This is a genomic window from Microbacterium sp. NPDC012755 (assembly GCF_042901325.1).
GTDB classification, from domain to species: Bacteria; Actinomycetota; Actinomycetes; order Actinomycetales; family Microbacteriaceae; genus Microbacterium; species Microbacterium natoriense.
Genome location: NZ_JBIBCT010000002.1, coordinates 140,405 through 161,177 on the forward strand (window position 1 = coordinate 140,405; position 20,773 = coordinate 161,177).

Consider the following 20,773-nt stretch of genomic DNA (forward strand, 5'->3'; position numbering starts at 1 on the left):
CTCTCAGGCGTCGAAGCTCAGGCTGAGCTTGCGGAGCAGCCCCGCCAGACGATCGCGGTCGCCGCGGGACAGACCCTGCAGCAGGTCGGCCTCCACATCGACGAGACGGGTGATCGCGGCATCCACCCTGATCCGCCCGTCGTCCGTCAGGATCACCAGCACGCTGCGGCCGTCGCCGGGGTCGGCCTCCCTGCGCACGAAGCGGCGTCCGACGAGCCGGTCGATGCGGTTCGTCATGGTTCCGCTCGACACCAGCGTCTGCTGGAGCAGCTGCTTGGGGGAGAGCTGGAACGGCGCCCCCGCCCGACGGAGGGCGGACAGCACGTCCCACTCCCACGGCTCCAGATCGCTGCGCCGGAACACGTCGCGGCGGGCGCGGTCGAGCAGCCGGGTCAGCCTGTCCATGCGGGAGAGGACCTCGAGGGGGGAGAAGTCGAGGTCGGGGCGCTGGGTGTTCCACGCTCCGACGATCCGGTCGACCTCATCCGCCTCGCTCATCCGTCCATTATCGCCGTACGCACAGGGGCGAGCATGGCAGACTTGACGGGCGGCCCCCACTCGGATGCCGCGGTCCGCCGTGGTGTAATGGCAGCACGACAGCCTTTGGAGCTGTGAGGTCTAGGTTCGAGTCCTGGCGGCGGAGCATGACTGGGAACAATCTCGCCATCATCATCCTCGCCGCAGGCCAGGGCACGCGCATGAAGTCGCGCCTGCCGAAGGTGCTGCACCCGATCGGGGGGCGTCCGCTGGTGGGGCATGTGCTCACCACCGCCGCACGGCTGAGCGCCGACCACATCGAGGTCGTCGTGCGTCACGAGCGCGACCAGGTGGTCGCGGCGCTCTCCGCCGACTACCCCGACGCGATCTTCGTCGACCAGGATGACGTGCCGGGCACCGGCCGCGCCGTGCAGGTCGCGGTCGACGCGCTCCCGACCGACTTCGACGGCGACGTCCTCGTGCTCTCCGGCGACTGCCCGCTCGCCGATGCCGACACGCTCTCCTCTTTCCTCGACGAGCACCGCGCGGCGGGCGCCCCGGCGACGCTGATGACCGCCGTCGTCGACGACCCGACGGGCTACGGGCGCGTCATCCGCGACGCCGACGGCGGCGTGGACCGCGTCGTCGAGCAGAAGGACGCCAGCGCCGACGAGGCCGCCGTCCGCGAGATCAACGCCGGCATGTACGTCTTCCGCGCGGAGACGCTGCGCCGCTACCTCCCCGAGATCGGGGTGGACAACGCCCAGGGCGAGATGTACCTCACCGACGTCCCCGGACTCCTCCGCCGCGACGGCGACCGAGTCGCGGCATCCGTCGTCTCCGACGCCACCGTGACCTTCGGGGTCAACGATCGTGCGCAGCTCGCCCTGGTGGGCCGGCTCCTCAACGAGCGCATCGTGCGCCGCTGGCAGCTGGAGGGCGTCACGATCATCGATCCGGCGACGACGTGGATCGACGACGATGCGACCCTCGCACCCGATGTGACGATCCTCCCGCACACGCAGATCCTGCGGGCCACCGCCATCTCCGCCGGTGCGGTGATCGGCCCCGACACGACTCTCGTCGACTGCGAGGTGGGGGAGGGCGCGATCGTCCGCCGCACCGACGCCACCCTCGCCGTGATCGGCGCGGAGGCCACGGTCGGCCCCTTCTCCTTCCTCCGTCCGGGCACCGTCCTCGGCGCCAAGGGCAAGATCGGCGCCTACGTCGAGACGAAGAACGCCGAGATCGGCGAGGGCAGCAAGGTCCCGCACCTCTCGTACGTCGGCGACGCCACGATCGGGCGGGGCGTCAACCTCGGCGCGAGCACCATCACCGCCAACTACGACGACGTCAACAAGCACCGCACCATCGTCGAGGACGAGGTGCACACCGGGTCGCACACGACCCTCGTCGCGCCCGTTAGGCTGGGGGCAGGCGCCAAGACGGGCGCCGGCGCCGTCGTCCGCAAGGACGTCCCCGCCGGATCGCTCGCCATGAGCGTCGCGCCTCAGCGCAACATCGAGGGCTGGGTCGAGAAGAACAGGGCAGGCACGGACGCTGCGGATGCCGCAGCCCGGGCCCGAGTGGCGGAGTAGGGACCAATGGCGCGCAAGAAGAAGACGGTCGAACTGGACCGCGACAACGATGTGGCCCCCGGTCTCGTCGCCAAGACGAAGAAGCGGCTGGTCATCGCCGGCGGACGCTCCCACCCCGAGCTGACAGCGGCCGTCGCCGCTGATCTCGGCACGGAGATCGCTCCGGTCGAGCACCGCACGTTCGCGTCCGGGGAGATCTACGCGCGCTTCGAGGTCTCGATCCGCGGCTGCGACCTCTTCCTCGTGCAGACGTTCGGCGAGCCGGTCAACGAGTGGCTCATGGAGACGCTCATCATGATCGACGCGGCCAAGCGCGCGTCCGCCAAGCGCATCACCGTCGTCGCCCCGTACTACCCCTACTCGCGTCAGGACAAGAAGGGCCGCGGTCGTGAGCCGATCAGCGCCCGTCTCGTCGCCGACCTGCTCAAGACGGCCGGCGCCGACCGCGTCATGAGCGTCGACCTGCACGCCGCGCAGATCCAGGGCTTCTTCGACGGCCCCGTCGACCATCTCTTCGCCAAGCCGGTGCTGCTGGATTACTTCCAGCGCACGCTGTCGAAGGAGGACCGCGAGATCCTCACGGTCGTCTCGCCCGACATGGGCCGCGTCCGCGTGGCCGACACCTGGTCGGACAGCCTCGGCGCTCCTCTCGCGATCATCCACAAGCGTCGCGACCCGAAGGTGGCCAACCAGGTCTCCGTGCACGAGATCGTCGGCACCGTCGAGGGGCGCACCTGCCTCCTGGTCGACGACATGATCGACACCGGCGGCACGATCGTGAAGGCGGCGCAGGCGCTCAAAGCCAACGGCGCGCACCGCGTCATCGTGGCCGCGACTCACGCGATCTTCAGCGACCCGGCATCCGAGCGTCTGCAGGACTCGTCGATCGACGAGGTCGTCATCACCGACACGATCCCGCTCACCGAGTCGCGTCGCTGGGACAAGCTGACGATCCTCCCGATCGCCCCGCTGCTCGCTCGCGCCATCCACGAGGTCTTCGAGGACGGCTCCGTGACGAGCATGTTCGGCGGAGACGCGTAGCAGAGGCACAGCGGCCACATAGGACGAATGCATACGGTCGAATGCATCGACAGATCGTCGACCAGCACACAGCCGGGAGGACCATCATGATCCGCACGACCGTACCGACCTCCGTCCGCAAGGGATCCGCTCTCGTCGGCGTCGCAGGACTCCTCGTCCTGGCCGGCTGCTCCGGTGCTGCAGACGCGGACAACAGCGCCTCCACCGGGGGAGACACCGGCTCCGGCTCCTCCTCGGCGCCGAGCGACAGCAGCTCGACGACCTACAAGGACGGCACCTACACGGCCGACGGCTCCTACCAGACCCCCGAGACCGTCGAGAAGATCTCGGTGTCGCTCACCATCGCCGACGGCGTCGTGACGGAGGTCGAGGTCACGGGCGACCCGCAGGCGCGCGAGACCGAGGAGTACCAGGGCAAGTTCATCGGCGGCATCGCTGACGAGGCGGTCGGCGTCCCGCTCTCCGATCTGAAGGTCAGCCGCGTCGCGGGCTCCTCGCTCACCAGCGGCGGCTTCAACCAGGCGGTCGAGTCGATCAAGGAGCAGGCGGCCTCCTAGGCGCCTGACGGGGCGATGACGATCTGGCGTTTCGACGCGATCGGCACCCGCTGGGAGATCGAGGGGGAGCTCTCGTCCGACGATCGCGCGGCGGTCGCGGCGGAGATCGAGCGGTTCGATCGGGAGTGGTCCCGCTTCCGGTCCGACTCCGACGTCACGCGGCTGGCCGCGCACGGAGGGCGCCTGACGTCTCCCGACGCGGGGCCGATGCTGAGCCTCTACCGCGAGCTCTCCACGGCGACCGCGGGGGCCGTCGACCCGCTGGTCGGCGCCGGTCTCGAAGCCCTCGGCTACGACGCGGCGTACTCGCTGCGCGCCGGAGACCCCGTCGCCGCTCCGTCCGACTGGACGTCTCTCGTCTCGTGGAGCGACCGGGATGCTGAGGTCTCGTCTCCCGTGCTCCTCGACGTCGGCGCGCTCGGCAAGGGCCGGCTCGTCGACCTCGTGTTCGGGCTCCTGGCCTACGTGCCGGGAGACCTCGTGGTCGACGCGGCGGGAGACCTCAGGGTGCGGGGGAGTGCGGTGCGCATCGGCCTCGAGCATCCGTTCGACCCCACGAAGGCCGTCGGCATCGTCTCCCTGCAGGATGCGGCGCTCTGCGCGTCCGCGATCAACCGCCGGGCCTGGGGCGACGGACTCCACCACGTCCTCGACGCGCGCACCGGCGTCCCGGTGCAGACCTGGGCGGCGACCTGGGCGATCGGCGCGGATGCGATGAGAGCGGATGCCGTCGCCACCGCGCTCTTCTTCGACGGCGGCCCCGAGCTCGCCGACGACTGGGGCGTCGAGTGGGTGCGGATGACGACCGACGGACGCATCGAGCGTTCGGCGGACTGCAGGGCCGAGCTGTTCGTCGCCCGCCCCTGACCCGGAGAAGTAGGGAAGAGTAGAAGCCGTGATCACCGCTTTCACCACTGTCAGGCAGCGAGTCCTCGCGCTCCTCGGGGCACTGTCGATGTACCGGCTCGTGCTGTTCTCGCTGCTCGCGCTGGCCGCACTCGCCGAGGTGCTCTCCTTCTTCGGGCTCGTCTCGCCGACTCCGCTCGCGCTGGTGGTCTCCTTCGCCGTGCTGGCGGTCGTGATCTCGGCGGTGGATGCCGCCGCGCAGCGGGTGCTGCGGCTGCCGTGGCGCATCGAGTCGTCTCTGGTCACGGCGCTCATCCTGCTGTTCGTGCTGCAGCCGGGCGCCGATCTCCCCTCTCTCGGCGGACTGGCTCTGGCCGGGGCGCTCGCCAGCATCTCGAAGTACGTGATCGCCTGGCGTGGCCGTCACATCCTCAACCCGGCGGCGTTCGGCGCCGCGGTGGTCACGATCACCGGTCTCGGCACCTTCTCGTCGTGGTGGGTCGGCACGCCGGCGCTGTTCGTCCCCGTCGCGCTCCTCGGACTGATCGTGCTCTGGCGCACCGAGAAGGTGCGGATCGTGCTGGTCTTCCTCCTCGTCGCGATCGTCGTCGCGCTGCTGCGGCAGTACGTCCAGCTGTCGCAGGGAGGGCTTCCCTTCGACCTCGCGACGGCGCTGTCGTTCGCGCTGATGCAGTCGCCCTACCTGTTCCTCGGCGCGTTCATGCTCTCCGAGCCGCTGACCCTGCCGCCGCGGCGGTGGCAGCAGTTCTCCGTGGCCGCGCTCGTCGGCGTCCTCGCGGGCTGGCCGATCCTGATCGGCGGGATCACCCTGGGTCAGGAGCGGGCGCTGCTGATCGGAAACCTGCTCGCCTTCGCGTTCGCCGTGCGCGGCTCGGTGCGGCTCACCCTCGAGAAGCGGGAGTTCATCACCCCGACCGTGCAGGAGCTGACGTTCCGCACCAGGAGCAGGCTGAGGTTCCTCCCGGGGCAGTACCTCGAGCTGGACGTGCCGCACCGCCGTCCCGACGCTCGCGGAACGAGGCGCGAGTTCAGCATCGTGTCGGCCCCGGGCGATCTGCCGACGCTGCGCATCGCCTACAAGGACGGCGACCAGAAGCATCCGTCCAGCTACAAGCGCGCGCTGGCGGCCGCTCAGCCCGGTGCGACTCTCGCCGTCACCGGCACCTGGGGCGACTTCCTGCTGCCGCGCTCGCAGGCGCCGGTGCTCATGGTGGCGGCCGGCATCGGCGTGACGCCGTTCGTCTCCCAGCTGCGCCAGCTGCAGCTGGCGGGGGAGACCCGAGACGTCGTGCTGGTCTACGTGGCGTCGGAGCCCGCCGAGCTGGCGTTACGCGACGAGCTGGCCGCCACGGGCGCCCGGGTCGTCGTGTTCACGCGCGAGGAGCCGGCCGATCTCCCCGCGCACTGGACCTGGGCGCGGGGCGTGCGTCTCGACGCCGCGGAGCTCGACCGGTACGTTCCCGACATCGCGGCTCGGCACGCCTTCATCTCCGGCCCTCCGCGGCTGATCGCCGACCTCGCTCCGGCCCTGCAGAAGGCGCACAGCCTCACGACCGACGCCTTCGCCGGGTACTGAGCGTCACGAGGACGCGACGCCCGCACCGGGCTCAAGCGCCGACGACCGGCTCGATCGGGAGGCGGACGCTGAACGTCGTGCTCCCCGGAACGCTCTCGACCGTGATGTGCCCGTGGTGCCCCTCGACGATAGCCTTGACGATCGCGAGCCCGAGGCCGGTGCCTCCGGTCTGCCTGGCGCGCGAGCTGTCCCCGCGGGCGAACCGCGCGAACAGCTCCTCGCGGACGGCCGGGTCGATGCCGGGGCCGTCGTCGTGCACCCGCAGCACCGCCTCCTCGCCCTCACGGCTCACGCTGAGCGTGATCTCGGTGCCGGCGGGAGTGTGGGTGCGCGCGTTGGCGAGGAGATTCGTGACCACCTGGTGCATGCGGCCGGCATCCCCGACGATCACGACGGGCTCGTCGGGGACCTCGATGTTCCAGCGGTGATCGGGTGCGGTGGGGCGCGCATCCGACACGCCCTCCAGCCCCAGCTGCGTGAGGTCGACCGTACCGTAGACGAGCTCCCTGCCCTCGTCGAGGCGAGCGAGGAGCAGCAGATCCTCGACGAGGCGCGTCATCCGCAGCGACTGCGCCTGGATGCGTTCGAGAGACGTGGTCGTGCTCTCGATCACCGCCGGGCCCTCCTGCTGGCCGAGCGCGCGCAGAGAGAGCTCCGAGTACCCGCGGATCGACGCCAGGGGAGTGCGCAGCTCGTGGCTCGCGTCGGCGACGAAGCGCCGCATCCGCTCCTCGTTCTTCTGGCGCGCGGCCAGGGAGGTGTTGACGTGGTCGAGCAGCTTGTTCAGGGAGGCGCCGACCAGCCCCGTCTCGGTGCGGGGGTCGGCCTCGGATGCGGGTATGCGCTCGGTGATGTCGACCTCGCCGCGGTCGAGCGGCTGGTTCGCGACGCGGGTCGCGGTCGCGGCCATCGCCCGGAGCGGGCGCAGGCTCAGGCGGATGGTGATGGCCGTGGTGAGCGCGAGCAGGATCAGCCCGCCCAGCGTCGCGAGCACGATCACCGTGAACAGGGTGGCCATCTGGTTCTGGATGCCGGTGCGGGGAAGACCCGCGACGACGACGGAGTGGGAGACGGGCGATGTGGCCACGACGACGCGGTAGGAGCCGAGGCTCTCGATCGTCACGGTCGCGGTGCGACCGCCGTTCAGAGCATCGTTGATCTGCACCAGCTGCGCCTTGGTCAGGCTGCGGGCGCCCCCGGTGAGCTCGTTGTTCTGGCTGCTCAGCACGATGCCGCCCGTGCCCGCCTGGCTCGAGACGGCGAACAGCGACCCGTTCTCCACGGGCATCCCCGAGAGTGCCTGCTCGGTGGTGGCGAAGCTCCCGGGGAGCTGATCGATGCGTCCGACGACCTCGCTCGCGGTGGTGAACAGCTTCTGATCGAGCTGATCCTCCAGCGTCCGCCCCAGGATGGCGCTGGTGATGACCGCGACGATCACGAGGATGAGCGACACGAACCCGATCACGGCGGACATCAGCCGCGTCTGCAGGCTCATCGGGCGCCGCGGCATCCTCGCGATGCTCACTGAGGGGCCTTGATCATGTAGCCGACGCCGCGCACCGTGTGCAGCAGCGGCGTGCGACCCGCATCGATCTTCTTGCGCAGGTAGGAGATGTACAGCTCGACGACGGAGGACTTGCCGCCGAAGTCGTAGCTCCAGACGCGGTCGAGGATCTGCGCCTTCGACAGGACGCGGCGCTCGTTGCGCATGAGGTAGCGCAGCAGCTCGAACTCCGTCGCGGTGAGCTCGATCTCGGTGCCGTCGCGGACCACCTCGTGGCTGTCCTCGTTGAGCGTCAGGTCGGCGACGCGCAGGATCGACTGACCGTCGTCGGCCGTGGCGTGCCCCGTGCGCCGGATGATCGCGCGGAGGCGGGCGATGACCTCCTCCAGGCTGAACGGCTTGGTGACGTAGTCGTCGCCGCCGGCGGTGAGCCCGGCGACGCGATCGCCGACGGCATCCTTCGCGGTCAGGAAGAGCACGGGGACGAGGCTCCCCGACTCGCGCAGCCGCCGCAGCACCGACATGCCGTCGAGGTCGGGCATCATGATGTCGAGCACGAGCGCATCGGGCTCGAACTCGCGTGCGACCTGCAGCGCTTCGAGGCCGGAGGACGCGGTGCGCACCTCCCAGCCCTCCATGCGGAGCGCCATCGCGAGCAGGTCGGTCAGCATCTGCTCGTCGTCGACGGCGAGGATGCGCAGGGGGGAGCCGTCGGGGCGGCGCAGATCGGGATGCACAGTGCTCATGCACCCATTCTGCGGAATCTCCTATGTGATTTCTATGGAGAGCGCTATGTGTTGTCTGGGAGCTCCGGCGCGAGGCGATCCGCCGGGAGCGCGAGGAAGTCGATGCCCTGCTGGAGGGCGAGGCGATCGGCCGCGGCGCCGAGGGGGCCGTCCAGGTGTCCGTTCGCCCTCACGCCGAGGCGCGAGGGCGCCGGGATCGCGTGATGCACGGCGAACTGCCCGCGCGGATCCACGGCGGGATCGAGCACCGCGGCGGTCGTGAGGGTAGGGATGCGCAGCCGCCGTGCGGCGATGGCGGCATCGAAGTAGTCGATGACGGGTCGGTGCTCCGGATGCTCGCGCAGCATCCGGCGGACGGCCTCTCCGCTGCCCGTGCACCGCCGGGTGAGGCGGATCGCGTGATGACCGAAGCTCGGGACGTCGAGGACAGCGCGGCGGAACCGCGGATCCCAGGGGAGGGCCATCGCGCCGATGCCGCCGCCGAAGCTGCTGCCGCTGAAGTCGAGGGCGGGCGCGGCGGACGGCGCGATGTCGAGCAGGATCGTCGCGGCGCGCCAGATGTCGGCGGCGGCGAAGCGGTGCGAGTACGTGTCGCGGTGCGCGATCCCGGCGATCACGTGCTCATCGGGGACGGCGGGGAAGCGGCTGGGCGTGCCGGGGTGCGTGCCGGGGGCGCACGGGAAGATCGCGGCGGTATCCGACGGGACGCGATCGGGATCCGGGGCGGTGCGGCCCCCGTAGCCGTGACCGACGACGAGACCACGGCGGATCGCCGAGGGGTCGAGGGGCAGCATCAGGTAGGCCGCTGCGGATTCGCCCGCGGACGAGGCGAAGGCCAGCGCCGAGACGCGATGCGTGTCGGTCGGGGCGAGCTCGTGCGTCGTCGCCCACTCCACGGTGCCGACGCCGAACTCCTCGTGGGTCGCCGTCCAGAACTCGTCGAAGTCGTCCGGTTCGATCGGCGGAGCCGGCGGCAGGAGCAGAGCGCTCAGTGCGTACTCCGTCAGCTCTTCCGGCGTGTCCTGGGGCACCTGGTGAGTCCTCTCGGGGGTGAGGGCGATCCGACGGCGCCATCGTATCGGCGTGTGGGCATCCGTTGACATTGTCGCATACAGATTGCATCATGTGCATCATGGATTCAATTTCGAACACGGGGCCCGGCGACGACGCCACGCTCTGGAGTCGTCGGGCGGTTCTGCGGATGCTGGTGATCGCCGGGGTGCTGCCTCCGGTCCTCGGGGGCAGCCCGTCATCGGCCTCGGCGTCGATGACGGGCGTCGGAGCCACGGTCACCGGAACCGGCGGGGCCTTTCCCGACGCGCTGCGTCGGCTGACGAAGCCCAACCTGGCACTGACGCAGGTCGCACAGCTCGTGGGGCAGAACCACCGGATGACGTTCCACCATGCCACATGGGACGGCGGGGAGACGATCGTCCGCGACCTCGAGGTCAAGCGGAACGGCGCCTGGCTGCCCATCACCGATCAGGCGCACCGCTTCGACGAGCAGTGGGTCGTGCTGACGGGCACCCTGCCGTCCGGCAGCGCTCCAGAGCTCTACGGACCGCTGGCGACGAGCTGGCTGGGCTTCACGTCGTATCAGGTGCTCGGACCGCAGGCGATCGAGCTCCGCACGAGCACGGACGACGTCGACCTGGTCGTGCGCTGGCGGCTCGAAGGCGACAACCCGGAGGCGCACTACGTGCTGACGGCGAAGACGGCGGGCGACTACATCGTCGGGTACCAGAGCCAGGACACGAGGTCGCTGGACGACGTCGACGAGGTGCTCTGCGGCTCGTACCAGCACGCGCTCTCCGTCCTCGACGGCTCGGCGCCCCTCGGCGCATGGGAGCTCTTCGCGCCGATGGCGCTGACCCAGTACGAGGTCGGCGGGGTCGCGGTCACCTCGGGGCTGTACCTCCCTGCCGAGGTCGCCGAGTTCGTGCACGAGCGTCAGCTCATGTCGGATCGCCAGCCCTACGGCATGAGCCTGCGCAACGACAGCCTCGACGTCGTGCCGAGCATGTACTCCCCGCAACCGGGGCTGCGCACCGCCATGACGGTGGGACAGCAGCGCGGGTTCGCCTTCGGCATCGCCGCCCGCGCCGACACCCTGTACGGCACCTACACCCGGCTGTGCCGCGACGAGTACGGGCTCACCGCGTATCGGCGGAACGTCTACGACCGCTCCCTGACCGACGCCGTGCACTCGATGACCGAGCTCATCGCCATCGAGCCGAACGGCGACGACTCGACCGACTACATCCCGTCGTTCTCCGGCTGGTGGAGCCGGGCCAAGGGATTCGTCGACGTCGAGAACGAGGATGCCGTCCGCACCGCCGCGAGCGGCGTCGTGCTGGCGGCGCACTACCTCACGGGCACGGCGGACAGCACCCTGTACGAGCGGCGAGCGCGACCGCTCATCGAGTACCAGCTCTCCCGCAAGGGCATCGGGCACTCGCCGGTGATCGGCAGCCCCGTGTACAACGACACGACGCAGTACCGGCTGGGCAAGATCGCCACGGATGCCGTGAACCTCGCGTCCCTCTATCAGCTCACGCACGGGCGCAACGCGTCGATCCAGCGCCTCGCCGTGCAGGCCACGAAGGCCGGCGTCGTCGGGCAGAGCAGGGCGCCCTTCTCGAACGCCCTGGCCACGTACCGGATCACCGGAGACCCCGCGTACCTCGCGGAGGCGAGCCTGATCGGCAAGCGGTACACGCGCGAGCAGATCCTCACCCCGTACCGCAGCAACGGCCAGCCGCCCGGCGGATTCGCCTACAGCTTCTCGAAGTACTGGGTCGACCTGCTCGAGCTGTTCGAGGTCACCGGCGACACGGAGTTCCTCGACGGCGCGTACCGCGAGGCCCAGCGGTTCATCACCCAGACGGCCGTGCGTCCGGTCCCCGATCAGAACGTCACCGTCCCCGAGGGTCACGTGATCACTCAGCAGTACGACTGGGAGACGCGCAGCTCGCTCCCGAGCTATCCGACGACGAGCGTCGCGACCGAGACCGTTCCCGCGTGGTACGTCTCGCCGTCAGGACTCACGTTCGAGGCCCTTTCGTCGTTCAAGCTGGGCGTCAGCTCGCTGACCGATCCGGGAGGCGGCTACGTCTTCAACCCGTGCTGGGCCGGGGCGCTGCTCCGGCTCGCGCACCACACCGGTGACGATCTGCTCGCCGATGTGGCGCACAACATGGTGATCGGACGCTTCACGACCTACCCCGGCTACTACGGACGTCAGTTCCAGGTCGCCCACATGAAGCCCGACTTCGCCACGAGCGGGCCCGTCGGGATCACCGGGTACTACTTCCATCACGCCCCCGCGCAGCTGGGGCTCGCGATGGACTACCTCATCAGCGAGAGCTTCTACCGCAGCTCGGGCAGCATCGACTTCCCGCACGTGTTCGAGGCCGACTTCGCGTACTTCAAGTTCTTCGCGTACGGTCACGCCCCCGGGACGTTCTTCGGCGAGACCGGGGTCTGGCCGTACCTCCCGGCGGGTCTCATCTCGCTCGACAACCCCCTGGTCAACTGGATCGGCGGCGTCGGCAACGACGCGCTCTACCTCAGCCTCACCAACTCCGCCGCCGGTGCGCAGCAGGTCGTGGTCGACCTGTCCAGCGACCTCACCGGAATCCCTCGCGGCTCCGCACCCGTCGTCGAACTGGTCGCGGCGGACGGCAGTCGCTCGTCCGTCTCGGGGCACAACGGCAGGGTCACGGTCACGGTCCCGGGGCACGGCCTGCTCGCACTCGTCGTGCGCAATGTGACCGTCGAGCGCCCCGCGCTGCCCTCCGACGACATCGTCGACCACGGATCCGACAGCTTCAGCGAGGTCGATTCCGATCCGTCGGGGGAGTACGGGCTCGTCCGCGGGCTGCTGCTGGTCAGGCCGGGCGGGGAGGGGTACGACGCCTACGTCCAGATCGACACCGAGCAGGCGGCCACGCTGAGCTATCGCATCGGCTCGCAGCCCGTGCAGCAGGCGCCGGCCAAGGGCTACCCCTACGAATGGACGATCGGGGTCGACGACCCGACCAAGAGCTTCAGCTACACGGTCACGGCGGGTGGCGTCACCACGTCGGAGGTCACGCTGCGGCTGCCGTCGCGCATCAGCGGCGCGCACTCCGGCGTCGCGGGAGACGTCGTCGCCCAGGCCACGGGGACGGCGGGGGATCGCGTGCCGCTGACGATCGAGGTGCGCAACGCCACGAACGCGGCGATCAGCGGGTCCGTCACGGCGACCCTCCCGACCGGGTGGCAGCTCGAGGGCCCGGTGCCGGCGGTGTCCGTCCCGGCGCACGGCACCGCCCGCGTGGAGGCGGCGGCGGTCATCGCGGCGGCTGCTCCGCTCGGGGAGGTGCAGATCACGGCATCCCTGTCGGTGCCCGGAGGGGCGCCGATCGCTCTGCGTCCGGCTCCCATCGAGGTGATCGACAGGCGCCGCCTCGTGTCGCTGACCTCGGACAAGGAGATCGTGAGCGGTCCCGGCGCCGTCGCCACCCTGACCGCGCTCGTCATCAACACGGGCGTCACCCCGCTGCAGGCGACGCTGTCGCTGTACGGAACCACGGCGTGGAGCATCGCCCAGCGGGATGCCGTCGTGACGGTGCCGCCGCGGTCCGACCTCACGCACTCGTGGACGGTCACGGCGGGACCGACCGTCGCGCCCGGATCGACGATCAGGTTCGAGGCGCGGCTGGATCAGACACTGCGGCGAGGGGTGCTCGTGCGGGTCGCCGACGAGGGCGTGATCGCCCACACGCAGTCCCCGTGGCCCGGGTATCTCGAGGCGGGGCGGTGGTACCCGAGCGGGCTCTCCGGGTGGAACGGCACGCGCACCCGCTACAGCGACGCCGACTCGGTGGGCAGCACGGTCACCTGGAACGCGAACCTGCCGCAGGCGGGGCTCTACCGGGTGTCGGTGTGGTACCCGACGAACCCCACGACCACGACGTCTGCGGCCTACATCGTCCAGCACGAGTCTGGCAGCACGGAGGTGATCGTGGACCAGACCGTCGGCGCCGCGGCCTGGCGCTCGCTGGGGACGTTCCGCTACGGCGCAGGCGCGGTCGGCGTCGTGAAGCTGGAGGTGCGCAACACGAGCATCCACCGCGTGAGCGCGGCGCAGTTCGTCCGGATCGGCGACTGACACGAGAAGGGGGTGCGCCGGGAGAGATCCCGGCGCACCCCTTCTCGTGTGCGTGGTCGGCTGCGCTCAGCTGCGCACGTACCCGCGGACCGCGTCCTCGTCGACCTCGACGCCGAGGCCGGGGCCGGTGGGGACGATGAAGCCGCCGTCGGGCTGCACCTCCAGCGGAGTGGTGAGGATGCGGTTCGCCACCGGAAGCGTGAACGGCTGGTACTCGAACGCGAGCAGGGAGGCGGAGCTCGCCGCGACGTGCACGCCCGCAGCCATCGCGATGCCGAACGCGGCCGAGTGGTGAGGGGCGACCTGGGCGTGGAACGCGTCGGCGACGGCGGCGATCGCGAGACCCTCGGTGATGCCCGTGCGTCCGATGTCGGGCTGCGTGAGCCCGACCGCCCGGCGGCTGAGCCAGTCGGCGAACTCGAAGCGGCTGCGCATCGCCTCGCCCACGGCGATGGGGGTGGCGAGGCTCGCCGCGAGGTCGCGGTGCCCCTCGACGTCCTCCGGAGCCAGCGGCGCCTCGAAGAACCAGGCCCTGCGGTCGTCGAGCTCCCGGCCGAGCGCCTTCGCCTCCCCGAGGCGGTACGTCCAGTGGGCGTCGAGCGCGAGATCGAGGTCAGGGTGCACCGCCTTGATCGCGTCGAAGGTCGCGAGGTCGGTGCGGATGTCGGTGCCGAGGTGCAGCTTGATGCGGCGAACGCCGGCCTCGACGAGCGCGGCGGCCTTGTCGGCGCGCTCCACGTCGTCGTCCCCGCGGATGCCGGAGACGTAGGCGGGCAGGACCTCGGCGAAGCGTCCGCCGGCGAGTTCGGACACCGAGAGTCCGGTCGCGCGCCCCCAGAGGTCCCACAGGGCGATGTCGACCGCCGCCATCGCGTCGGCCTGATGACCGGTGAGGTGGCCGCGCTCGCGCATCGACTCCGTCATGCGGTGCCAGAGCGTCCGCACCGAACGGGGGTCCTCCCCGATGATGAGCGGCGCGAGCAGGCGATCCACGATCGCCGCGGCGACCTCAGGGGCGACGGGGGCGAGCGCCTCTCCCCACCCGACCAGGCCGTCGTCGGTCTCGATCTTCACCATCAGGGTCTCGTAGCCGGGGGAGTACAGGCTCCGCCACGGCGGTCGGATGACGTAGCCGCGATGCGCCACGCCCGTGTCGCCCGCGTAGGAGTCGTCGGCTTCCTCCCTCGACAGGAAGAGCGGGAAGGTCTGCACGCGCGCGATTTTCACAGGGGTCTCCGAAGACAGTCGTGAGGGAAGAGGCCGATGGCGGGTGCCTCGGCGGGGGATTCGAGCGTCGCGGTCGATGCCGCGCCGCGGGTCAGAGCGCGGCGAACGCCGACGCGGAGCGGGAGGGGCTGTAGCCCAGGGCCACGGAGATCTCGTCGGCCGCCTCGATCAGCTGCAGCGCGAGCTCCTGATGGGGTGCGTGCAGATCCAGCACCGAGAGCGGTCCGCTCGCGGAGAGCGCGGCGACGACCTCTCCCGCCCTGTTGCGGATCGGCGCCGCGATGCAGGCGCGGCCGAAGGCGAGCTCCTCGATCTCCGTCGCGTACCCGCGGCTGCGGGTCTCGTCGAGGGCTGTCTGCATGGCGTCGCGGTCGACGATCGTGTGGGGGGTGAAGCGCTGCGGGGACTGCTGGAAGTACTCGTCGACCGCGGCCGACGGCATCCCGGCCAGCAGAGCCTTGCCGAGGCCCGTGGCGTGCAGCGGGCCGGTGCGGCCGGCCATCGCGAACGACTTCGGTGCGAGCGCGCCCTCGAAGTTGCAGAGGTAGGTGAAGGTGAAGCCGCTGAGCTCGGCGACGTTCACGCCGATCTCGATGCGGCGGGCGAGGTTCTGCGCGATCTGCCGGGAGGCGCGGTGGATCGGAGAGCCGTTGAGGGCGATCGTGCCGAGCGCGACCGCGGCGGGGCCGAGGCGGTAGAGGCCGGTGCGTGCGTCCTGCACCACGAACTTCATGCGGTCGAGTGCCGACATCATGCGCGAGACCGTGGACTGGCCGAGGCCCGTCAGCGTGCAGAGCTCGGAGACGCGCAGCTCTCCCGACTCCTCGGTGAAGCATGCGAGCAGCGACATCGCCCGTTCGACGGTCTGGGTGCCTCCCACCGATTCCGATGCCATGTCGACTCCTCCTCCTTGCTGGCGCCGCATCAGCGGCGTCGCGGCTCCACGCCGCTGCCAGTCATCCTAATGAGAGAAGTGGCATCGAGCAAGGCAAATGTGGGTGTCTTATGCATTTTGTGGATTTCGCATCCGCATTGTGGTTGACTAGCCGCACGTCAACGTCGACGACTGTGACGACGACGCGCACGATCCCGTACGGGATCTTCCCTACTCGAAAGTGAAAGCAATGCCACAAGCCACCCTCGAGCGGCCCGAGACACGCGAACGGGTCGAACCGCGTTCCGGGCGACGCTCGACGCTGGGCGCGAAGGATCGCACCTTCGGATTCATGATCGCACTTCCCGCGGTCCTGCTGTTCCTCGTGATCGCGATCTTCCCGCTCGTGTCGAGCATCGGCACGAGCCTGTACGACCAGTCGCTCCTCCGCCCGGAGCGGACCTTCGTCGGGTTCGACAACTACGTCGCGGTGTGGGACGAGTTCGTCGCCCGGCTGGGCACCACCCTCGTCTTCTCGTCGCTCTCCACGATCTTCCCCCTCGTGCTGGGCGTCGCGCTCGCGATCCTGCTCAACTCCCGCCTCCGCGGACGCAACATCCTCCGCGGCGCGCTCATGCTCCCGTGGCTGCTGCCCGGCGTCGTGGTGTCCTTCCTCTGGGCCTGGATCTTCAACGACAGCTACGGCGTGGTCAACCACGTGCTCGCCGTCTTCGGTCTTCCCGAGATCAGCATGCTCGGCAACCCCGTCGGCGCCATGGCCGCGGTCATCATCGCGAAGACCTGGCACTCGTTCCCCTGGATCATGGTCGTCGCACTCGCCGTGCTCCAGACGCTCCCCAGCGAGCAGATCGAGGCGGCCACGATCGACGGCGCCACGCGGTCGCAGCGATTCCGCTACATCTCGCTCCCGCACATCGCCGGTCCCGTCGCCCTCGTCGCAGTGCTGGAGTTCATCTACAACTTCGGCAACTTCGACACGATCTTCGTGATGACCGGCGGTGGCCCCGGCGACTCGACGACCACCCTGGCGCTCAGCCTCTATCAGCTCGCGTTCGGCAGCTACGAACTCGGCAAGGCCTCCGCGATGGGCGCCCTCTGGCTCGTCCTCCTCGCGATCATCTCGAGCGGGTACCTGCTCCTCAACCGACGACTGGAGAAGTGATGAGCCGCAGCCGCGACATCGGAGAGTCGATCATCCGCCCCCGCCTCTCGCTCCCCGGACGCATCGGCCTCGTGCTGCTCGCGCTGTTCGGACTGCTGCCGATCTACTGGCTCACCGCCACGGCGTTCACGAAGAAGGAGGACGTCTTCGCGCAGGACCGTCCGTTCTTCCCGGTCGATCCGACGTTCGAGAACTTCATCGGCTTCTTCCAGAACGATGCGCTGATCAAGAACCTCGGCAACAGCGTGGTGGTCTCGACCGGCACCGCGGTGCTGGCCGTCCTGGTCGGCGGGCTCATGGCCTACTCGCTCTCCAAGTTCCGCTACCGCGGGCGCAACGCGATCATGTTCATGTTCCTCATCGGGCAGCTCATCCCCGGAGCGCTGCTGCTGATCTCCCTCTACCTGATGCTCAGCTCCGCCGGGCTGCTCTACACCTACACGGGTCTGATCATCTCGTTCACGACGTTCACACTCCCGCTCACGGTGTTCCTGCTCAAGGGCATCATCGACGGGCTGCCGGACGACATCCTCGAGGCCGCGAAGGTCGACGGACTCTCGCGCACGGGGACCATGTTCCGCATCGTGTTCCCCCTCGTCGTGCCGGGGCTCATCACCGCCGCGATGTTCGCCTTCATGCGGGGCTGGAGCGATCTGCTCTTCGCACTCACCCTCGCCGGACCGGACAAGCAGACCCTGCCCGCGGGGCTCACGCAGGCGTTCATCCGCGAGGGGACGGCCGACTGGCCGGCGCTGATGGCGGCATCGCTCATCACGTCCCTTCCCCTCGTGATCATCTTCGTCCTCCTCCAGCGCTACTTCGTCTCCGGCCTCGCCGCCGGAGCGGTGAAGGGATAGCGCCGCCATGACCATCTCGACCCGAACAACTCGATGAAGGAGCAGTCTCCATGACCATCACGAACACGCAGCTGAGCCGCCGTGCCTTCCTCGGCGGAAGCACAGCCCTGGTCGCCCTCGGCGCCCTCACCCTCGCGGGCTGCGCCACCCCCGCCGGTCCCGGCTCCGTCACCGCGACGAACGCGGCGACGAAGGCGAAGACCATCAACTTCTACGGCAACTCCCTCGGTGAGGAGGCGCTCAAGCCCGCGTGGCAGGGCATCCTCGACGGGTTCTCGTCGAAGGCCGGCGTGAAGGTGGCACCGGTCATCTACCCGTACGACCAGGCCGCGACGCAGCTCGCCCTCACCGGACGCTCCGGCAAGCTCCTCGGCGTCGGGCAGTCGGGCGGATGGCAGGTGCTCACCCCGATGAACGTGCTCGCCGACCTCACCGACCTCGCCAAGGGCCTCGGCATCCCGCAGGGCGTGCTGGACTCGTACACGATGGACGGCAAGCTGCTCGTCCTGCCGCTGACGGCGGCCGGCATCGGCCTCATCACCAACGGCGAGATCGCGAAGAGCGTCGGGATCACCTCCGGCATGTCCGTCGAGAAGTTCGCGACGGCGCTCGAGAAGATCAAGTCCCAGGACTCCTCGCTCATCCCGTACGCCGCGGTGACCAAGGCCTCGGAGCTGAAGGATGCCGTGCACTGGATGTGGGGGTTCGGCAGCGATGTCGTGACCGATGACCTCGTCTGCACGCTCGGCGACGCGGAGAGCGTCAAGGCGATCACCTGGTACAAGTCCCTGCAGGACGACGGCCTCACACAGACCAACGTGGCGCGCAGCGATGCCCGCATCCTGTTCGCCAGCGGCAGGACGGCCCTGTACGACGACGCGCCCCTCGCGTCGACCTTCGTGAAGACCAACGGCGGGGCGCAGAACATCGTCGACAACATCGGCGCGATCTCCCGTCCGACCGTCGGCAGCAAGAAGTCGTACAACCGGGCGTGGGGCAGCGGCCTCTTCGCGAGTGCGGGTGAGGGCGAGCTCACGAGCCGCGAGTTCATCACCTACGCCGCGACCAACGTGAAGGCGGCGACGGCGCTGTACGAGCGGTCGGCCGTGGCGCCGGCGGCGAAGACGGTCGCCGACCAGATCCCCGCTCTCGCCGCCGACAAGTTCCAGGCGGCGTTCCGGACCGAGGTCTCCGAGCACGCGCGAGGCGCTGCGTGGGATCGCGTGGCCGTGACCGCGCAGATCGACGCCGCGATCGGCGGTGGCATCGCCACGATCCTCGCCGGCCAGGTCGACGTGCAGGCCGGCCTCAACGCTCTGAAGAAGGAGGTGCAGGGGCTGCTCGACTCCAACAAGTAGCAGCCACCGCACACGAATGCCCCGCCGGATTCTCCGGCGGGGCATTCGTCGTCTCGATGTGAGGAGTGAGGTCTCAGAGCCAGCGCTCGCGCAGCACGGGCTTGAGCCACGCGGCGGGGGAGGAGATGGAGAGACCGCCGTCGACCGCGATCGAGGCGCCGGTCACGAACGACGCGGCGTCGGATGCGAGGAACGCGACGACGGAGGCGACCTCCTCCGGTCTGCCGATCCGTCCGAGCGGGTAGCCCTCGCTCTCTCCGGTGTCGATCGCGGAGATGCTGCCGGGCTCGACCGCGTTGACGCGGATGCCCTGGGGGCCGTACTCGAGGGCCAGCTGACGCACGAGGCCGGCCACGCCGGCCTTGGCCGCCGCGTACGCGGGCAGGCCAGGCGCGGCGAGGGAGGCGTTCACGGACGTGACGGCGACGATCGCCGCGCCGCGAGCGAGATGCGGGAGCGCCGCGCGAGCGACGAAGAACGCGGAGTCGAGGGTCGCGCCCAGCGCCCCGCGCCAGTCGTCGTCGCTCGTCGAGTGCGCGGGGCTGACCGGCATCCGTCCTGCGGCGAGCACGACCACGTCGAGGCCGTCCAGCGCCTGCACGGCGTCTGCGACAGCGGTGTCCGCGGCCTCGGGCCGACTGCAGTCGGCGACGAGGTAGCGGGCGAAGACTGGATCGTCGGAGGGCTCGAGGCCGACGCCGACGACGGCGTCGCCGTCGGACGCGAACGCGCGCGCGATCGCGAGGCCGATGTCGGAGCTGGCGCCGATGAGCAGGACGCCGCGGCCGCTCACACGCGCACCGCTGACGGGACGGCGGGAAGAGCGAGCTCCTCGATCACGAGGTCGACCGCGGCGCGGCTGCCCTCGTCGAGTCGCGATGCCGGGTACCGCACGGTCGCGTGCTCGATGATGCCGCGCGCGACGAGGATCTCCTTGTGCACCGCCCACGCGATGCCGCCCTGCAGTCCGATGAGCACGAGAGGGAGCATACGACGGAAGCCGGCGCGCGCCTCGTCGACGCGCCCCGCGACGAAGTCGGCGAGCACAGGGCCGAGCAGATCGGGGAACTCGCACGCCGGCATGGTGCCGACGGCGCCGCGGGCGTACTCCTCCAGGCAGAACTGGGCGTTCTGCCCGCCGAGCACGGCGAAGTCGGCGTCGCCGATCGCCTCGACGACGGCGCCCACCTTGGGGGCCGTGGGCGGAGCCTCGACCTTGACCGAGTCGACGTTGTCGAGGCGGGCGAGCTGCGCGATGAGCGCGGGCGGCATGACGACGCCGGTGACGCCGGGGGCGTCCTGCACCATGACCGACAGCGATGTCGCCGCGGCGACATCGCCGTAGAAGTCGACGAGGGTCGCCGCGGGGGGCTTGACCATGAACGGCGGGAGGACCATGAGGGCGTGAGCGCCCCCCTCCTCGGCCAGGAGCGCCTGCTCGATCGAGGTGGCCGTCGAGGTGCCGTTCACGCCGGCGATGACGGGGACGTGCCCGTCGACGACCTCGACGACGTCGGCGAGGATGGTGCGCCGCTCGTCGGTCGTGAGGGCGAACCCCTCGCTGGCCATCCCGAAGACGGCGACGCCGTCGACCTCGGAGGCGAGCTGGAACTCGACCAGGCGTCGGAGGCCCGGCCGGTCGAGCGCGCCCGATTCGTCGAACGGGGTCGCCAGGATCGGCATCAAGCCGTGGAGTGTCGGAGGCATTGGCCAGTTCCCTGCTTTCGCAATCGGAGTCTCGCATTCACGCAAG

Annotated in this window: 17 protein-coding genes and 1 tRNA gene; 10 read left to right on the plus strand and 8 right to left on the minus strand. The window is 70.0% G+C overall.

Features of this window, described 5'->3' with window-relative positions; translation table 11 throughout:
* Window positions 1-3: 3 nt before the first annotated feature.
* Window positions 4-498, minus strand: coding sequence for a MarR family winged helix-turn-helix transcriptional regulator (locus ACFY5A_RS17835; protein ID WP_105672254.1), 495 nt, complete (start codon window positions 496-498; stop codon window positions 4-6).
* A 73-nt stretch (window positions 499-571) separates the two neighbouring features.
* Between ACFY5A_RS17835 and ACFY5A_RS17840 the strand changes: the two genes are divergently transcribed.
* The 6 genes from ACFY5A_RS17840 to ACFY5A_RS17865 all read left to right on the plus strand — a co-directional run bounded on the left by ACFY5A_RS17840 (window position 572) and on the right by ACFY5A_RS17865 (window position 6,116).
* Window positions 572-643, plus strand: a tRNA-Gln gene (locus ACFY5A_RS17840).
* Window position 644: 1 nt separating this feature from the next.
* On the plus strand, window positions 645-2,075 hold the full coding sequence (gene glmU / locus ACFY5A_RS17845; protein WP_387236252.1) for a bifunctional UDP-N-acetylglucosamine diphosphorylase/glucosamine-1-phosphate N-acetyltransferase GlmU: 1,431 nt from the start codon (window positions 645-647) through the stop codon (window positions 2,073-2,075).
* A 6-nt stretch (window positions 2,076-2,081) separates the two neighbouring features.
* On the plus strand, window positions 2,082-3,116 hold the full coding sequence (locus tag ACFY5A_RS17850) for a ribose-phosphate diphosphokinase (RefSeq protein ID WP_105672252.1): 1,035 nt from the start codon (window positions 2,082-2,084) through the stop codon (window positions 3,114-3,116).
* Between the two features lie 86 nt (window positions 3,117-3,202).
* On the plus strand, window positions 3,203-3,673 hold the full coding sequence (locus ACFY5A_RS17855) for an FMN-binding protein (RefSeq protein ID WP_223586141.1): 471 nt from the start codon (window positions 3,203-3,205) through the stop codon (window positions 3,671-3,673).
* A gap of 15 nt (window positions 3,674-3,688) precedes the next feature.
* On the plus strand, window positions 3,689-4,540 hold the full coding sequence (locus ACFY5A_RS17860) for an FAD:protein FMN transferase (RefSeq protein ID WP_387236256.1): 852 nt from the start codon (window positions 3,689-3,691) through the stop codon (window positions 4,538-4,540).
* Window positions 4,541-4,568: 28 nt separating this feature from the next.
* Complete coding sequence (locus tag ACFY5A_RS17865; RefSeq protein ID WP_387236259.1) at window positions 4,569-6,116, plus strand: FAD-dependent oxidoreductase; 1,548 nt, start codon at window positions 4,569-4,571, stop codon at window positions 6,114-6,116.
* Between the two features lie 31 nt (window positions 6,117-6,147).
* On the opposite strand, the gene ACFY5A_RS17870 is transcribed toward ACFY5A_RS17865, so the two are convergent.
* Genes ACFY5A_RS17870 through ACFY5A_RS17880 form a run of 3 tightly spaced genes read right to left on the minus strand, consistent with a single transcriptional unit; the run spans window position 6,148 to window position 9,397 of the window.
* Entirely contained in the window at window positions 6,148-7,611 is a 1,464-nt protein-coding gene (locus ACFY5A_RS17870) for a cell wall metabolism sensor histidine kinase WalK (RefSeq protein WP_223586144.1), read from the minus strand.
* A 26-nt stretch (window positions 7,612-7,637) separates the two neighbouring features.
* On the minus strand, window positions 7,638-8,366 hold the full coding sequence (locus ACFY5A_RS17875; protein ID WP_105672248.1) for a response regulator transcription factor: 729 nt from the start codon (window positions 8,364-8,366) through the stop codon (window positions 7,638-7,640).
* 44 nt (window positions 8,367-8,410) lie between these two features.
* Window positions 8,411-9,397 carry an acetylxylan esterase gene (locus ACFY5A_RS17880; protein ID WP_387236264.1) on the minus strand — a complete coding sequence of 329 codons (987 nt, stop codon included), beginning with the start codon at window positions 9,395-9,397 and terminating at the stop codon, window positions 8,411-8,413.
* 101 nt (window positions 9,398-9,498) lie between these two features.
* Between ACFY5A_RS17880 and ACFY5A_RS17885 the strand changes: the two genes are divergently transcribed.
* Window positions 9,499-13,521 carry a hypothetical protein gene (locus ACFY5A_RS17885; protein WP_387236266.1) on the plus strand — a complete coding sequence of 1,341 codons (4,023 nt, stop codon included), beginning with the start codon at window positions 9,499-9,501 and terminating at the stop codon, window positions 13,519-13,521.
* A gap of 66 nt (window positions 13,522-13,587) precedes the next feature.
* On the opposite strand, the gene ACFY5A_RS17890 is transcribed toward ACFY5A_RS17885, so the two are convergent.
* Window positions 13,588-14,748 carry a mandelate racemase/muconate lactonizing enzyme family protein gene (locus tag ACFY5A_RS17890; protein ID WP_341941674.1) on the minus strand — a complete coding sequence of 387 codons (1,161 nt, stop codon included), beginning with the start codon at window positions 14,746-14,748 and terminating at the stop codon, window positions 13,588-13,590.
* A 91-nt stretch (window positions 14,749-14,839) separates the two neighbouring features.
* Complete coding sequence (locus ACFY5A_RS17895; RefSeq protein ID WP_105672244.1) at window positions 14,840-15,643, minus strand: IclR family transcriptional regulator; 804 nt, start codon at window positions 15,641-15,643, stop codon at window positions 14,840-14,842.
* Between the two features lie 331 nt (window positions 15,644-15,974).
* Between ACFY5A_RS17895 and ACFY5A_RS17900 the strand changes: the two genes are divergently transcribed.
* From ACFY5A_RS17900 to ACFY5A_RS17910, 3 genes are read left to right on the plus strand one after another with little or no spacing between them, the layout of a single operon-like run.
* A complete protein-coding gene (locus tag ACFY5A_RS17900; protein WP_223586148.1) occupies window positions 15,975-16,805 on the plus strand; it encodes a carbohydrate ABC transporter permease in 831 nt (276 codons plus the stop codon).
* Window positions 16,805-17,662, plus strand: a complete 858-nt coding sequence (locus ACFY5A_RS17905) for a carbohydrate ABC transporter permease (protein WP_105672242.1) — start codon at window positions 16,805-16,807, stop codon at window positions 17,660-17,662. Before ACFY5A_RS17900 ends, ACFY5A_RS17905 begins: the two co-directional genes overlap by 1 nt.
* Before the next feature lie 50 nt (window positions 17,663-17,712).
* A complete protein-coding gene (locus tag ACFY5A_RS17910; RefSeq protein ID WP_105672241.1) occupies window positions 17,713-19,020 on the plus strand; it encodes an ABC transporter substrate-binding protein in 1,308 nt (435 codons plus the stop codon).
* 73 nt (window positions 19,021-19,093) lie between these two features.
* Here ACFY5A_RS17910 and ACFY5A_RS17915 read toward each other — a convergent pair whose 3' ends face one another.
* Both ACFY5A_RS17915 and ACFY5A_RS17920 read right to left on the minus strand, forming a co-directional pair.
* Window positions 19,094-19,813 (minus strand): SDR family oxidoreductase, encoded by a 720-nt coding sequence (locus ACFY5A_RS17915; RefSeq protein ID WP_341941675.1) that lies wholly within the window; start codon window positions 19,811-19,813, stop codon window positions 19,094-19,096.
* A complete protein-coding gene (locus ACFY5A_RS17920) occupies window positions 19,810-20,727 on the minus strand; it encodes a dihydrodipicolinate synthase family protein (protein WP_105672239.1) in 918 nt (305 codons plus the stop codon). Before ACFY5A_RS17920 ends, ACFY5A_RS17915 begins: the two co-directional genes overlap by 4 nt.
* Window positions 20,728-20,773: the final 46 nt, after the last annotated feature.

Bases quoted from the DNA above. Each gene is read 5' to 3' on its own strand.
- ACFY5A_RS17835 (WP_105672254.1), bottom strand. From the start codon at position 498: ATGAGCGAGGCGGATGAGGTCGACCGGATCGTCGGAGCGTGGAACACC.
- glmU (WP_387236252.1), top strand. From the start codon at position 645: ATGACTGGGAACAATCTCGCCATCATCATCCTCGCCGCAGGCCAGGGC.
- ACFY5A_RS17850 (WP_105672252.1), top strand. From the start codon at position 2,082: ATGGCGCGCAAGAAGAAGACGGTCGAACTGGACCGCGACAACGATGTG.
- ACFY5A_RS17855 (WP_223586141.1), top strand. From the start codon at position 3,203: ATGATCCGCACGACCGTACCGACCTCCGTCCGCAAGGGATCCGCTCTC.
- ACFY5A_RS17860 (WP_387236256.1), top strand. From the start codon at position 3,689: ATGACGATCTGGCGTTTCGACGCGATCGGCACCCGCTGGGAGATCGAG.
- ACFY5A_RS17870 (WP_223586144.1), bottom strand. From the start codon at position 7,611: ATGAGCCTGCAGACGCGGCTGATGTCCGCCGTGATCGGGTTCGTGTCG.
- ACFY5A_RS17875 (WP_105672248.1), bottom strand. From the start codon at position 8,366: ATGAGCACTGTGCATCCCGATCTGCGCCGCCCCGACGGCTCCCCCCTG.
- ACFY5A_RS17885 (WP_387236266.1), top strand. From the start codon at position 9,499: ATGGATTCAATTTCGAACACGGGGCCCGGCGACGACGCCACGCTCTGG.
- ACFY5A_RS17895 (WP_105672244.1), bottom strand. From the start codon at position 15,643: ATGGCATCGGAATCGGTGGGAGGCACCCAGACCGTCGAACGGGCGATG.
- ACFY5A_RS17900 (WP_223586148.1), top strand. From the start codon at position 15,975: ATGATCGCACTTCCCGCGGTCCTGCTGTTCCTCGTGATCGCGATCTTC.
- ACFY5A_RS17905 (WP_105672242.1), top strand. From the start codon at position 16,805: ATGAGCCGCAGCCGCGACATCGGAGAGTCGATCATCCGCCCCCGCCTC.
- ACFY5A_RS17910 (WP_105672241.1), top strand. From the start codon at position 17,713: ATGACCATCACGAACACGCAGCTGAGCCGCCGTGCCTTCCTCGGCGGA.
- ACFY5A_RS17920 (WP_105672239.1), bottom strand. From the start codon at position 20,727: ATGCCTCCGACACTCCACGGCTTGATGCCGATCCTGGCGACCCCGTTC.